This window comes from Mesorhizobium sp. B2-7-3 (assembly GCF_006440715.1).
GTDB lineage: Bacteria > Pseudomonadota > Alphaproteobacteria > Rhizobiales > Rhizobiaceae > Mesorhizobium > Mesorhizobium australicum.
This window is the reverse complement of record NZ_VFTY01000007.1, coordinates 1-13,016: the sequence shown is the minus strand read 5'-3', so window position 1 is coordinate 13,016 and position 13,016 is coordinate 1. Positions and strand designations below refer to the sequence as shown.

The following is a 13,016-nucleotide window of genomic DNA, read 5'->3' as shown; positions in this document are numbered from 1 at the left end:
CAGGCGCCGGCCCGCAAGCTGGAGACATCCGATGGGCGTTGCCCTCCCGACCGACATCGGCGTCGAGCCAAGCGTTTCCGCCGCCGTGTCACGACTGACCGTCGTGCCGCAGCGCCGCTATGGCATTTGGGTCGGTACGGCGTTCGCCCTGCTGCTGGCCTTCCTCATCATTCGTGCTTTCGCCAGCAACCCGGCCTTTGCCTGGGGCACGGCAGCCGGATACCTGTTCCATCCCTCGATCATGCGAGGCCTCGGGAACACGCTGATGCTCACCGTCATCATCATGGTGCTGGCGATCATTGTCGGCACCGTCATCGCGATCATGCGGGTGTCGCCGAGCCCGGTGCTGCGCGCCTTTTCCGGCGTCTATGTCTGGTTCTTCCGGGGTGTCCCAGCCCTGATCCAGCTGATCTTCTGGTTCAACCTGTCGCTGCTGGTGCGCGAAATCTCGCTGACTTTGCCGTTCATAGGCACGCTGTTTTCCGTGCGCACCAATGATTTCATGACGCCGTTCTTCTCCGCCGTGGTGGCGCTTTCGCTGTGCGAGGCCGGCTACATGGCCGAGATCATCCGGGCCGGCATCAAGTCGGTGCCGTCTGGCCAGTCAGAGGCGGCGAGCGCGCTCGGCATGCCCTACCGCATGATCCTGAAGCGCATCACCTTGCCGCAGGCCATGCGCTTCGTGCTGCCGCCGACCGGCAATGAGGCGATCAACCTCCTGAAGATGACGTCGCTGGTGACGTTCATCGCCGTCGACGACCTGTTCTATACCGCGCAGAGCATCTATGCGCGCACCTTCGAGACCATTCCGCTGCTGATCGTGGTCGCCTTCTGGTATCTCGCGGTGGTCAGCATCATGTCGGTGGGGCAGCATTTCCTGGAGCGCCATTTCGGCCGCAGCGACGTCAGACGCGACCCCCTGACGATGCGCACCTTGCGCAACTTGATCAGCCTGCGCGGCGTTGCTCGATGAGTGATGTGAAGTCCGAAAATCGTGCCCGCTTCGGGGTGCCCGCCAACTCCATGGTGTTCGCGCGCGGCGTGCGCAAAACCTATGGCCAGCTTGAAGTTCTCAAAGGTGTCGACCTCGATGTACCGGAGGGATCGGTCGCCTGCATCATCGGCCCGTCGGGATCGGGCAAGAGCACGTTCCTGCGCTGCATCAACCATTTGGAAAAACTCAGCGGCGGCATCCTGCTCGTCGACAGCCAGTTCGTCGGCTACGACCTCCAGGGCGACAAGCTCTATGAGGTGAAGGACGATCTTCTGTGCCGGCGCCGCGCCGAGATCGGCATGCTGTTCCAGTCGTTCAACCTGTTCTCGCACATGACGGTGATGGAGAACCTGATCGAGGCGCCGACGCAGGTGCGGCGCATTCCAGTCGACCAGGCAAAGACCGAGGCGGAGGTGCTGCTGCGGCGTGTCGGCCTGGCCGATAAGGTAGACCGCTATCCCCGCGAACTGTCCGGGGGCCAGCAGCAGCGTGTCGCGATCGCGCGCGCCCTGGCGATGAAGCCCAAGGTGCTGCTCTTCGACGAGCCGACCTCGGCGCTGGATCCGGAACTGGTCGGCGAAGTCCTGCAGGTCATGCGCGACCTTGCCGAGAGCGGCATGACGATGGTCGTCGTCACCCACGAGGTCGGCTTTGCCCGCGAGATCGGCGACCAGCTCGTGTTCATGGACGGCGGCGTGATCGTCGAACGCGGCGCGCCGCGCGAGATGATCGCCAACCCGGTGTCGCCGCGCACCCGCGAGTTCCTGTCGCGGGTGCTGTAACGAGCGTTAGGGCCACCTCTCAGGCCGCCAACAGCGCCGGGCCTAGCCCCCGTATAATCTTGGCTAGCTCGACGCATTCCCCGTGCCGCGCATTGTTGCGTCGCCAGGCCAGGCAGATCATGCGCTGCGGCATCGGTTCCTGGAACGGCACGATCTTGAGGTCGGGGATGGTGCCGGCGGGGCCGGTCGCCATTTCGGGGATGAGCGTGACGCCGAGCCCGTGCGCCACCATCTGCAGGAGCGTGGTCAGGCTGGTCGCGCCATAGCTTGCCATCGCCACCGGCCGCACATTGCCGCAGACGGCCAGCGCCTGTTCGCGCAGGCAATGGCCTTCTTCCAGCAGCATCAGTCTTTCCAGCGCCGGGCTCTCGGGTGGAACCGGCGGCGAGGCAAAGGCCGGATCGTCCGACGGCACGGCCAGGAAGAACCGGTCGGGAAAGAGCGCCTCGGTGATCAGTCCTGGATGGTCGAGCGGAAGTGCCGCGATGAAGGCGTCGAGTTTTCGCGATGCGGTGTCTTCGACCAGGGAGGTGGTGACCGCCTCGCGCAATTCGAGCAGCAAGGCCGGGAAATGCTTCTTCAGTTCGGGCAAGGCGCGTGGCAGAAGATAGGGCGCGACAGTCGGGATGATGCCCAGCCGGAAGCGTCCCTCCATAGCCGTGCGGCCGCGCCGGGCCGTCGTTTCCACGTCACGTATGTCAGCCAGGATGCGCTCGATACGCGGCAACAGGGCGATCGCCTCGTCCGTCATGCGCACCGACTTGCCGCCGCGTTCGAACAGCCGGCAGTTCAGCCGTTGCTCCATTTCGGCGATCTGCGAGGACAGCGCCGGCTGGCTGACACCGGCAAGTTTCGCCGCACGCCCGAAATGCAGCGTCTGCGCCAGCGCGTCGAAATAATGCATCTGGCGAACTGTCAGTCCGATCATGCGGTCAAGCAGTCCGATCATGCGGTCAAGGCCATCATAAGAAAATCCTATCGAAATAAACAGGAAAGACAATTTGTTTTTATCGACGGTCTGGCCTAGGCTGGAATGGTTCCAGATTGGCGCGGGCCGCTGGCCGCCCCCAAAATCTCGGCAAAAATCAACCTCGGCAAATCAAACCTCGGCAAATTGGAGTGAGAGATGGACGCGAAAACCGACGACAGCAGCGCGGGCAAATGCCCTGTCGCGCATGGATCCGCCGGCCGGACCAACCGTGACTGGTGGCCGAACCAGCTTGACCTTGGGGTTCTCCATCAGCAGTCGAACCTGTCGGACCCGATGGGCGAGGACTTCGACTATGCCAAGGAATTCGCCAGCCTCGATCTCGATGCGGTCATCAAGGACCTGCACCAAGTGATGACGGATTCGCAGGATTGGTGGCCCGCCGACTTCGGCCATTACGGGCCGCTGTTCATCCGCATGGCCTGGCACAGCGCCGGCACCTACCGCATCGGTGATGGCCGCGGCGGTGCCGGAGCCGGCCAGCAGCGTTTCGCGCCGCTCAACAGCTGGCCTGACAACGCCAATCTCGACAAGGCGCGCCGCCTGCTCTGGCCGGTCAAGCAGAAATATGGCCGCAAGATTTCCTGGGCCGACCTGTTGATCCTCACCGGCAACGTCGCGCTGGAATCGATGGGCTTCAAGACCTTCGGCTTTGCCGGCGGCCGCGCCGACGTCTGGGAGCCCGAGCAGGACGTGGACTGGGGTTCGGAAACCAAGTGGCTGGGCGACGAGCGCTACTCGGGCGATCGTGAGCTTCGCGGCCATCTCGGCGCCGTGCAGATGGGCCTGATCTACGTCAATCCGGAAGGGCCGAACGGCAAGCCCGATCCGCTGGCCTCGGCCCGTGATATCCGGGAAACCTTCGCGCGCATGGCGATGAACGACGAAGAAACCGTGGCGCTGATTGCCGGCGGCCACACTTTCGGCAAGACCCACGGCGCCGGCGATGCCTCGCTGGTGGGCGCGGAGCCGGAAGGTGCCGGCATCGAGGCGCAGGGCCTCGGCTGGTCGAGCAAACATGCGTCAGGCATTGCCGGCGACGCCATCACCTCGGGTCTCGAAGTCACCTGGACCACGACGCCGACCAAGTGGAGCAACAACTTCTTCGACAATCTGTTCAATTTCGAATGGGAGCTGACGAAGAGCCCGGCGGGCGCCCATCAGTGGACGCCGAAGGGTGGCGCCGGTGCCGGCACGGTGCCGGATGCGCACAACCCATCGAAGCATCACGCGCCGGCCATGCTGACCACCGACCTCGCGCTGCGGGCCGACCCGGCCTATGAGAAGGTCTCGCGGCGTTTCCATGAACATCCGGATCAGTTCGCCGATGCCTTCGCCCGCGCCTGGTTCAAGCTGACCCATCGCGACATGGGTCCGGCGGTGCGCTATCTCGGCCCGTTGGTGCCCAAGGAAGAGCTGATCTGGCAGGACCCGATCCCGGCGCTCGACCATGAACTGGTCAACGAGCAGGACATCGCATCGCTGAAGGCCAAGATCCTGGCCTCCGGCCTGTTGGTTTCCGAACTGGTCTCGACGGCCTGGGCCTCGGCTTCGACCTTCCGCAACTCCGACAAGCGCGGCGGCGCCAATGGCGCACGCATCCGGCTGGCGCCGCAGAAGGACTGGGAAGTCAATCAGCCGGCCGAACTGTCGAAGGTGCTTGCCAGGCTCGAAGGCATCCAGACGGAGTTCAACACCGCGCAGACCGGCGACAAGAAGGTCTCGCTGGCCGACCTGATCGTGCTCGGCGGTGTCGCCGCGGTCGAGAAGGCCGCCAAGGATGGCGGCAACGACGTGAAGGTGCCGTTCACGCCCGGCCGCATGGATGCATCGCAGGAGCAGACGGACGTCCACTCCTTTGCCGCGCTCGAGCCGAAAGTCGACGGCTTCCGCAACTATGTCAGGGGCAAGCAGCCCATGTCGGTTGAAGCCATGCTGGTCGACCGCGCGCAGTTGCTGGGCCTGACGGCGCCGGAACTGACGGTGCTTGTTGGGGGCTTGCGGGTGCTCGGCGCCAACACCGGGCACTCAAAGCACGGCGTGTTCACCGACAGGCCGGGTAGGCTGACCAACGACTTTTTCGTCAACCTGCTCAGCATGAGCACGGTCTGGGATCCGGCTGCCGGTTCTGTTCCGGGTTCGGAAGAAGTGTACGAAGCGCGCGACCGCAAAACCAAGGCAGTCAGGTGGACCGGCACCCGTGCCGACCTGATCTTCGGTTCGCATGCGCAGCTGCGGGCATTGGCCGAGGTCTACGGATCGGCGGACGCCGGGCAGAAATTCGCCCGAGATTTCGTTGCGGCATGGACCAAGGTGATGAACGCTGACCGCTTTGACATCGCGGCCTGACCCGAGCTTGAGGACCTACGAAAGAGGCGCGGGCCACGGCCCGCGCCTCTTGCATTCAGGCTCTGGAATCAATCCTTCTCGAAGACACGCGCCTTGGCGACGACGCCGGCAATGGCGCCGCCGATCAGCGGTGCGACGATGAACAACCAGAGCTGGCTGAGTGCGGCACCGCCGGTAAACAGCGCCGGGCCGATCGAGCGCGCCGGATTGACCGAGGTACCGGTGACCGGGATCATGGCGAAGTGAATGCCCGCTAGCGTCAGGCCGATGACCAGGCCGGCAAACGCCGTCGAGTGTTTTTCAGCGGTAACGCCAAGGATCACCGTGACGAAGGTGAAGGTGCCGATCAGCTCCCACAGGAACGCCGAGCTCATGCCCCATTTCGTCTCGTCCCAGCCATTGGCGCCGAAGCCGCCGGTATGGCCGCCGGTCTGGCCGGAAACGATGATCCACAACGCCAGCGAGGCGATGATGGCACCGATGATCTGCGCGATCCAATAGGGGATGACGTCCTTGGCCGGCAGCCGGCCAGCCAGGAACACGCCGAGCGTCACCGCCGGATTGAGATGCGCGCCCGAAATCGGGCCGATCGCATAGGCCGCCGCGATGAGGCCGATGCCGAATGCCAGACCGATGCCTTCCTGGCCAAGTGGCAGCGCGCCGCCGAAGCCCCCCGTCACCACGGACGCCGTACCGATGAACACCAACAGAAATGTGCCTAGAACTTCCGCCAGATAAATCTTCATTGCCCTCTCCTCGTGACGATCCGCCGGTCCACGTTTTCCGCGCCGCGAATCATGACGGCAAGAGTATTCCCAACCGAAAAACTTGGAAAGCAGAGCTGTAGCGCCACACGCCGTCCTTCCGGCCGCCAGTTAAGAACATTAGAGATCTTGTATCTACTAGTCCGCCTGCTTCTAACCGCCGCGAAGATTTACCGGTCGGACAGGTTTCGCCGATCACCGCCAGCTTGCGCTCGCGGCGAAGCCGGGCGGGGTTCAATCCGGACGTGAAAGGCTTTAAGAGCAGACCGGATAATGTGCTCGATTGATGGAATGACGAATGCGACTGGGCGGACGGCTGGCTGCGGCGATTGAAGTGCTGGAGGACATTGGTCGGCGTCACCGGCCGGTGGCCGACGCGCTGAAGGATTGGGGCCTGTCCCATCGCTTCGCCGGCGGTGGGGATCGCGCCGCGATCGGCAACATCGTCTACGACGCGCTGCGCCGCAAGCGCTCCGCCGGCTGGTTGCTGGGCGAAGACACGCCGCGAGCCATCGGCTTCGGGGCGCTGCTGCTCGAATGGAGCCAGACGGCGCAGTCGCTCAACGCAGCGCTCGAAGGTGACAAATTCGCGCCGCCGCTGCTGAGCGCCACGGAACTTCAGGCAATGGCGGAACGCCGGCTTGCCGACGCGCCGCCCGCTGTTCGCGCCGACATTCCCGATTGGTGCGAACCGCTTTTCGAGCGGGCCTTCGGCGAGACATGGGTCGAGGAGGGCGCGGCGCTCGCCACACGTCCGCCGCTCGACATCCGGGTCAACACGCTGCAGGCCAATCGCGCCAAGGTGTTGGCCGAACTCGCGCAGACCGGTGCCAGTGCCGCACGGATCGCACCCTACGGCATCCGCATCCCGCCGATCGACGGTGACGGCCGGCATCCGAACGTGCAAGCAGAGCCGGCCCTCCAGAAAGGCTGGTTCGAGGTCCAGGACGAGGGGTCGCAAATTGCGGCGGCGCTTGCCGGCGCGACGGCTGGCATGCAGGTGCTCGATTTCTGCGCCGGCGCAGGCGGCAAGACGCTGGCGTTGTCGGCGGCGATGGACAACCACGGTCAAATCTTCGCTCACGATGCCGAAAAGGCGCGGCTGGCGCCAATCTTCGACCGCATTCGCCGCTCGGAAAACCGCAATGTGCAGGTCACCACCAAGCCGGCCGAGCTTGCCCCATTGACCGGCCACATGGACATCGTGCTGGTCGACGCGCCCTGCACCGGCAGCGGCACCTGGCGGCGGCGTCCCGACGCCAAATGGCGGCTGACGCAGAGACAGCTTGATGCCCGCAAGGGCGAGCAGGCGACGATCCTCGATGCCGCCAGAACCTACGTCAAACTCGGTGGCCTGCTGGTCTACGTAACCTGCTCCGTGTTCGACGAGGAGAACGGTGAACAAATCGCCGCGTTTCGCGAGCGGCACGGCGGCTTTGCCCCGGTCGATCATCGCCAGCTCTGGGACAGCCGTTTTCCCCGCCATACCGCCGCGATGCGGATCGGTGCCCTGGGTGGCATTTCGCTCTCGCCGGCGCTGAGCGGCACAGACGGATTTTATTTTTGCGCCATGCGCCGGGCGTACTGACGCTGTCGTTGACAGCTGCCCGCAGCGCCCCAATTGCAGATGCGCGGCGTTGCGCCGCCACAGGGTGAGTGCTTGCAAAGATATCTGTCGCTTCTGCTGTTCCTCGTCCTGGTGCTGGGCGGAGGCCTGCTGATCGGTTTCGCCACCTTGCCAGGTGCCTGGTATGCATCGCTGGCCAAGCCTTCCTTCAATCCGCCCAACTGGATTTTCGCGCCTGCCTGGACACTGCTCTATGTGCTGATCGCCGTGGCCGGCTGGCGGACATGGTTGCGGGACCCGGCCGGCACCGCGATGAAGATCTGGGTCGCTCAGCTTGTCCTGAATTTCCTGTGGTCGCCAACCTTCTTCGGCGCAAAAATGGTGGGGTCTGCTCTGGTCATCATCGTGCTTCTTCTGGCCGTCATCGCGCTGTTTATCGCAAGCGTCTGGACCCGCGATCGGCTCGCCGCTTGGCTTTTCCTGCCCTACGCGGCGTGGGTGGCGTTCGCCACCTTGCTCAACGCCTCGCTTCTTTGGCTGAACTAGGTGACGTTCGATGCGGTTTGCTGCAGTGCAGCAAAAGCATTTGCCTGCCGCTCATGCCTCTGCGATAAGCTTTCCCGGCAAACGTGAAGGCAACGGCGATGGCAGCAAAGATAGTACCGGCTCCGGACTATGAGGATCGCGTCAGGGCGTCCTTCGCCCGCCAGCAGGCGATGGCGACGATCGGCGCCGAACTGACATTGGTGACCCCCGGCATCATCGAGATCGAGATGCCTTATTCGGCGGCGCTGACCCAGCAGCATGGATTCCTGCATGCCGGCGTCATTTCGACGGCGCTGGACTCGGCTTGCGGCTATGCGGCGTTCTCGCTCATGCCGGAGAATTCCGGCGTGCTGACCATCGAATTCAAGGTCAACCTTCTGGCGCCGGGCCGGGGTGAGCGTTTTCTGTTCCGCGGTTCGGTGACCAAACCCGGCCGTACCATCATCGTTGCCGACGGCCAGGCCTATGCCTTCGCCACCGACGGCGAGGCCAAGCTGATCGCCACCATGACCGGGACGATGATGACGGTGCTAGGCCGCGATGGTATCGCTGGGTGAGTGGCCGGTTCGCCGCGGGCGAAGTTAATCGTGCCGGTGGCACGGAGCTGCCGCCGGCAGCGGCCATGCCGTTGGTCATAATGTAGCGCAAGCAGGAGGATCGCCATGACTGGCAACGTCGTGCGCATTGGCGGCAAGGATGTCCTCTTCGTCATGGCGGCGCGGGCCGAATATGGCCCGCATCTGCAGCGGCTGTTCACGCCGCTGATGACGGGTGTGGGCCCGGTCGAGGCCGGCGTGCGGCTGGGCGCTGAGCTCTCCTGGTTGAAATCGGACAAGGCATTGCCCGATCTGGTGGTATCGCTCGGCTCTGCTGGTAGCCGGACCCTGGAGCAGACCGAAATCTACCAGGCCGTCTCCGTCAGCTATCGCGACATCGATGCCTCGCCGCTGGGCTTCGAAAAAGGCGCGACGCCGTTTCTCGACCTGCCGGTGATCGTACCGTTGCCGTTGCGTATTCCCGAAATCAAGGAGGCGACACTGTCGACCGGCGGCGCCGTCATTACCGGCGCGGCGTACGAAGTGATCGCCGCCGACATGGTCGATATGGAGACCTTCGCCTGCCTGCGCGCCTGTCAGCTTTTCGATATCCCGCTCATCGGGCTGCGCGGCATTTCCGACGGCGCGGCTGATCTCAGGCACGTCGGCGACTGGACCGAATATCTGCACGTCATCGATGAAAAGCTGGCCGACGCCGTCATGCGGCTCGAACAGGCGATCGGTTCGGGCTTGCTCCGGCCGGATTCACCTGGTGACGAGGCGATACCGCTCTGAAAGTCAGGCGACGCAACCCATTGCGCAGACTCGTTTCTTTCTCTAAAGGCTCGCCATGACGACAGCCAATCACACCGACACCGTCCTGATTGTCGATTTCGGCAGCCAGTTTACGCAGCTCATCGCCCGCCGCATCCGCGAGGCCGGCGTGTTTTCCGAGATCGTGCCGTTCCAGTCGGCCGAGGCGGCATTCAAGCGCATCAACCCGAAAGCGGTCATCCTGTCCGGCGGCCCGGCTTCGACGTCCGATATCGGCAGCCCGCGCGCGCCGCAGATCGTCTTCGATGCCGGCGTGCCTGTGCTTGGCATCTGCTATGGCCAGATGGCCATGTGCGTGCAGATGGGTGGCGTCGCCGAAAGCTCCAACCATCGCGAATTCGGCCGCGCCTTTGTCGAGATCGAGAAGGACAGCCCGCTGTTCGAGGGCCTGTGGGCCACAGGCCAGCGCCATCAGGTGTGGATGAGCCATGGCGATCGCGTCATCGCCCTGCCGCCGGGCTTCGAGGTGTTCGGCAAATCGGAAAGCTCGCCCTTCGCCATTTTCGGCAATGTCGAACGCAGGATGTACGGCATCATGTTCCACCCCGAGGTGGTGCATACGCCGGATGGTGCCAGGCTGCTCAGGAACTTCGTCCACAACATCGCCGGCATCGAAGGCGACTGGACGATGCGCGCCTATCGCGAGCACGCGGTCGAGGCGATCCGCAAGCAGGTCGGCAAGGGCAAGGTCATCTGCGCGCTGTCGGGCGGCGTGGATTCCTCGGTGGCTGCCCTTCTGATCCACGAGGCGGTCGGCGACCAGCTGACCTGCATCCTCGTCGACCACGGCCTGATGCGCAAGGACGAGGCCGCTGGTGTGGTGGCGATGTTCCGCCAGCACTACAATCTGACTTTGATCCTGGTCGACGCCTCGGAAAAATTCATCTCTGCGCTGGAAGGCGAGTCCGACCCGGAAAAGAAGCGCAAGACCATTGGCCGGTTGTTCATCGAAGTGTTCGAGGACGAGGCCAAGAAGCTCGGCGGCGCCGATTTCCTGGCGCAAGGCACGCTCTATCCCGACGTGATCGAGAGCGTCTCCTTCACCGGCGGCCCCTCGGTCACCATCAAGTCTCACCACAATGTCGGCGGCCTGCCCGAGCGCATGAACATGCAACTGGTCGAGCCGTTGCGCGAATTGTTCAAGGACGAGGTGAGGGCGCTGGGCAAGGAGCTCGGCCTGCCCGAAAGCTTCATCGGACGTCATCCGTTCCCAGGCCCCGGCCTCGCCATCCGCTGCCCGGGCGGCATCACGCGGGAAAAGCTGGAGATCCTGCGCGAGGCCGATGCCATCTATCTCGACGAAATCCGCAAGGCCGGCCTCTATGACGCGATCTGGCAGGCCTTCGCCGTGCTGCTGCCGGTGCAGACTGTCGGCGTCATGGGCGACGGCCGCACCTACGAATTCGTCTGCGCGCTACGCGCCGTGACCTCCGTCGACGGCATGACGGCTGACTTCTACCACTACGACATGGCCTTCCTGGGCGCCGCCGCCACCCGCATCATCAATGAAGTCCGCGGCATCAACCGCGTGGTGTATGACGTGACGTCGAAGCCGCCTGGCACAATCGAGTGGGAGTGAAGGAGCGGCAATCGCGTAGATTCGGCGGCGATTTTCGCCATCGAGAATTGTTCTCGTGTCGTGTCTCACTTTCGCTGAACTGGTATTCTTCATCTCCAATCTGGCAAGTCCGATCTGCCCAAGTCCCTTACGAGGTAAAGACCTTTAAGAAGGAGGCTACGGCGTAAAACGGCGTGCACAAAGGCAAGATCTGCTTCGCGCCTTGTCATCCTTGGAGTGATCTGCGTTGGAGCGTGAAAATTCCGGATGTCCGGCTCGCCCGTGGCAGCGATCAAGGTCCAGCGTTAGTGCGCTGGCGGGCTCTCGTTACGCTGCCCCGCATCTTCTGCCGCGCTGGCTCATATCAGGCGTGCGCTCGTTCGATCTCACAAGCCGATCCGGGTGGCTGCAGCTCCTTCATGTTGAATATTAACCGTTCGCCCAAGTTGGACGTTGACGCTTCCTCCCCAGTAGAGTTAATAATCTCCTAATATAAGCATTGTCTAAAATCTCTTGATCGCAGACCGGCGATTTAGGCGATGCAATTGGGTTGGGAGACGCAGCGCTGCGACAACGCCGTCGCAGCCGCCATCATGCGATCATCATCCGCTAGCTCCAGCCGGCACCTGCTTGTCCGGCAGGCTCGCTGATGATGCGCCGCACTCGCTTTCAACCCAGCTGCGTGGCGACTTTGGGATCGGTGCTCGGACAGAGCGTGGTCGTACAGGACTATCAACAAACAGGCGTTGGGGCGTCTGCTACACAAACAGGGGTTGAAAATGGCTACTCAGGTCACCGGTGCCGGCGGCACCACGGCGTCATTCTCCAATACACCGCAGGCAAACGATGACACCTTCCTCTATTCGGAAGATGCAACCGGGGTCCTTGTCCTGAACGTTTTGGCGAATGATCTGGGTGGCGCAGCCAAACAGCTCTACTCCATCGACAACTCAATCCCAGAGAGCGGGTTGACGGCAACGAAAACGCCATCGCCAATAGACCTGCTCACGCGCGACACCACATACTCCAACGACAGTGCCGGCCTTGCCGGAACCACCGACACGAGTTTGCTTGGAGCGCGTATTTGGATGGCCAGCGATGGCACAATCCACTACGACACGGCGAGTATCGCTGGGCAGCTACAGGCACTTTCTGCGGGTGAGGTTCTCGTCGATAAGGTGACCTACGCTATTCAACTCGGCAACGGCACGCTGAGCTGGGCCACTGCCACCGTTCAGTTCACCGGCACGAATGACAAGCCCGATATCCATCTGGTGACGACCGACAGCGCGGCCGCGTCGCTGATCGAGACGAACTCGGCTCTGACGAAGAGCGGCACGCTGACTGTGAACGACGCTGACGTCTCCGACACAGTAACCGCAAGTGTCGCCTCAGTGTCGCTCGCCGGCACCCTTGGCGGCCTGAACAGCGCCGCCGTCATCGGCATGATGACGGTTTCACCGACCTCGCTGACGGCTAACCCTGGCGAAACCAACAATCTGGGCTGGACCTTCAATTCGGCGCCACAAGCCTTCGACTTCCTGGCTGTCGGCGAGACGCTGACGCTCACCTACACGATCAAGGCCGACGACGGCCATACAGGCACCGACATGCAGACGGTGACGATCACCATCAACGGCACCAATGACGCGCCGGACATCACCGTTGGTGCCGGCGACAGCGCTACAGCCTCGCTGACCGAGACCAATGCAGCCCTGATGAAGAGCGGCACCCTGACGGTGAACGATGCCGACCTCTCCGATACGGTGACTCCTAGCGTGACCTCAGTCTCGCTCGCCGGCACAACGGGCGGTCTGAACAGCGCCGCGGTGCTCGGCATGCTGACGGTGTCGCCGGCCTCGCTTGCCGCCAATCCGACCGACACGCACAATCTGAATTGGTCGTTCAACTCGACACCGCAAGCCTTCGACTTCCTTGCCCAAGGCGAGACTCTGACGCTCACCTACACGATCAAGGCCGACGACGGCCATACCGGCACCGACACGCAGACGGTGACGATTACCATCCACGGCACCAACGACGCACCGGTAGCGGTCGCGGACAGCGGCTCTGCCACCGAGGCCGGGATCACGGCGGG

At 63.4% G+C, this 13,016-nt stretch carries 11 protein-coding genes; 9 read left to right on the top strand and 2 right to left on the bottom strand.

The features are described 5' to 3' along the window. Window positions 1-31 precede the first annotated feature (31 nt). Together FJW04_RS17110 and FJW04_RS17105 are read left to right on the top strand one after the other, a co-directional pair. On the top strand, window positions 32-973 hold the full coding sequence (locus tag FJW04_RS17110) for an amino acid ABC transporter permease (protein WP_140715522.1): 942 nt from the start codon (window positions 32-34) through the stop codon (window positions 971-973). Continuing rightward, on the top strand, window positions 970-1,776 hold the full coding sequence (locus FJW04_RS17105; protein ID WP_015316519.1) for an amino acid ABC transporter ATP-binding protein: 807 nt from the start codon (window positions 970-972) through the stop codon (window positions 1,774-1,776). Before FJW04_RS17110 ends, FJW04_RS17105 begins: the two co-directional genes overlap by 4 nt. A 19-nt stretch (window positions 1,777-1,795) precedes the next feature. Here the strand turns inward: FJW04_RS17105 and FJW04_RS17100 are convergent, their stop codons facing one another. Then, window positions 1,796-2,704 carry a hydrogen peroxide-inducible genes activator gene (locus tag FJW04_RS17100; RefSeq protein ID WP_015316520.1) on the bottom strand — a complete coding sequence of 303 codons (909 nt, stop codon included), beginning with the start codon at window positions 2,702-2,704 and terminating at the stop codon, window positions 1,796-1,798. A 198-nt stretch (window positions 2,705-2,902) separates the two neighbouring features. Between FJW04_RS17100 and katG the strand changes: the two genes are divergently transcribed. Beyond that, the gene (katG, locus tag FJW04_RS17095; protein ID WP_140715520.1) at window positions 2,903-5,113 is read left to right on the top strand and encodes a catalase/peroxidase HPI; all 2,211 of its coding nucleotides are present in this window, start codon (window positions 2,903-2,905) and stop codon (window positions 5,111-5,113) included. A 68-nt stretch (window positions 5,114-5,181) separates the two neighbouring features. Here katG and FJW04_RS17090 read toward each other — a convergent pair whose 3' ends face one another. Continuing rightward, the gene (locus tag FJW04_RS17090; protein WP_015316522.1) at window positions 5,182-5,859 is read right to left on the bottom strand and encodes an MIP family channel protein; all 678 of its coding nucleotides are present in this window, start codon (window positions 5,857-5,859) and stop codon (window positions 5,182-5,184) included. Window positions 5,860-6,175: 316 nt separating this feature from the next. On the opposite strand from FJW04_RS17090, the gene FJW04_RS17085 reads away from it, so the two are divergent. The 6 genes from FJW04_RS17085 to FJW04_RS17060 form a co-directional block, all read left to right on the top strand. After that, a complete protein-coding gene (locus tag FJW04_RS17085) occupies window positions 6,176-7,465 on the top strand; it encodes an RsmB/NOP family class I SAM-dependent RNA methyltransferase (RefSeq protein ID WP_140715518.1) in 1,290 nt (429 codons plus the stop codon). Between the two features lie 72 nt (window positions 7,466-7,537). After that, on the top strand, window positions 7,538-7,990 hold the full coding sequence (locus FJW04_RS17080) for a TspO/MBR family protein (protein ID WP_246673850.1): 453 nt from the start codon (window positions 7,538-7,540) through the stop codon (window positions 7,988-7,990). 98 nt (window positions 7,991-8,088) lie between these two features. Further along, a complete protein-coding gene (locus tag FJW04_RS17075) occupies window positions 8,089-8,547 on the top strand; it encodes a PaaI family thioesterase (protein WP_023771340.1) in 459 nt (152 codons plus the stop codon). A gap of 105 nt (window positions 8,548-8,652) precedes the next feature. After that, a complete protein-coding gene (locus FJW04_RS17070; RefSeq protein WP_140715517.1) occupies window positions 8,653-9,321 on the top strand; it encodes a 5'-methylthioadenosine/S-adenosylhomocysteine nucleosidase in 669 nt (222 codons plus the stop codon). Window positions 9,322-9,376: 55 nt separating this feature from the next. Continuing rightward, entirely contained in the window at window positions 9,377-10,939 is a 1,563-nt protein-coding gene (gene guaA / locus FJW04_RS17065) for a glutamine-hydrolyzing GMP synthase (RefSeq protein WP_140715515.1), read from the top strand. Window positions 10,940-11,697: 758 nt separating this feature from the next. Then, window positions 11,698-13,016, top strand: a 1,319-nt coding sequence (locus FJW04_RS17060; RefSeq protein ID WP_210241302.1) for a VCBS domain-containing protein, incomplete at its 3' end; no start/stop codon positions are given.

Bases quoted from the DNA above. Each gene is read 5' to 3' on its own strand.
- FJW04_RS17105 (WP_015316519.1), top strand. From the start codon at position 970: ATGAGTGATGTGAAGTCCGAAAATCGTGCCCGCTTCGGGGTGCCCGCC.
- FJW04_RS17070 (WP_140715517.1), top strand. From the start codon at position 8,653: ATGACTGGCAACGTCGTGCGCATTGGCGGCAAGGATGTCCTCTTCGTC.
- katG (WP_140715520.1), top strand. From the start codon at position 2,903: ATGGACGCGAAAACCGACGACAGCAGCGCGGGCAAATGCCCTGTCGCG.
- FJW04_RS17100 (WP_015316520.1), bottom strand. From the start codon at position 2,704: ATGATCGGACTGACAGTTCGCCAGATGCATTATTTCGACGCGCTGGCG.
- FJW04_RS17090 (WP_015316522.1), bottom strand. From the start codon at position 5,859: ATGAAGATTTATCTGGCGGAAGTTCTAGGCACATTTCTGTTGGTGTTC.
- FJW04_RS17110 (WP_140715522.1), top strand. From the start codon at position 32: ATGGGCGTTGCCCTCCCGACCGACATCGGCGTCGAGCCAAGCGTTTCC.
- FJW04_RS17075 (WP_023771340.1), top strand. From the start codon at position 8,089: ATGGCAGCAAAGATAGTACCGGCTCCGGACTATGAGGATCGCGTCAGG.
- guaA (WP_140715515.1), top strand. From the start codon at position 9,377: ATGACGACAGCCAATCACACCGACACCGTCCTGATTGTCGATTTCGGC.
- FJW04_RS17085 (WP_140715518.1), top strand. From the start codon at position 6,176: ATGCGACTGGGCGGACGGCTGGCTGCGGCGATTGAAGTGCTGGAGGAC.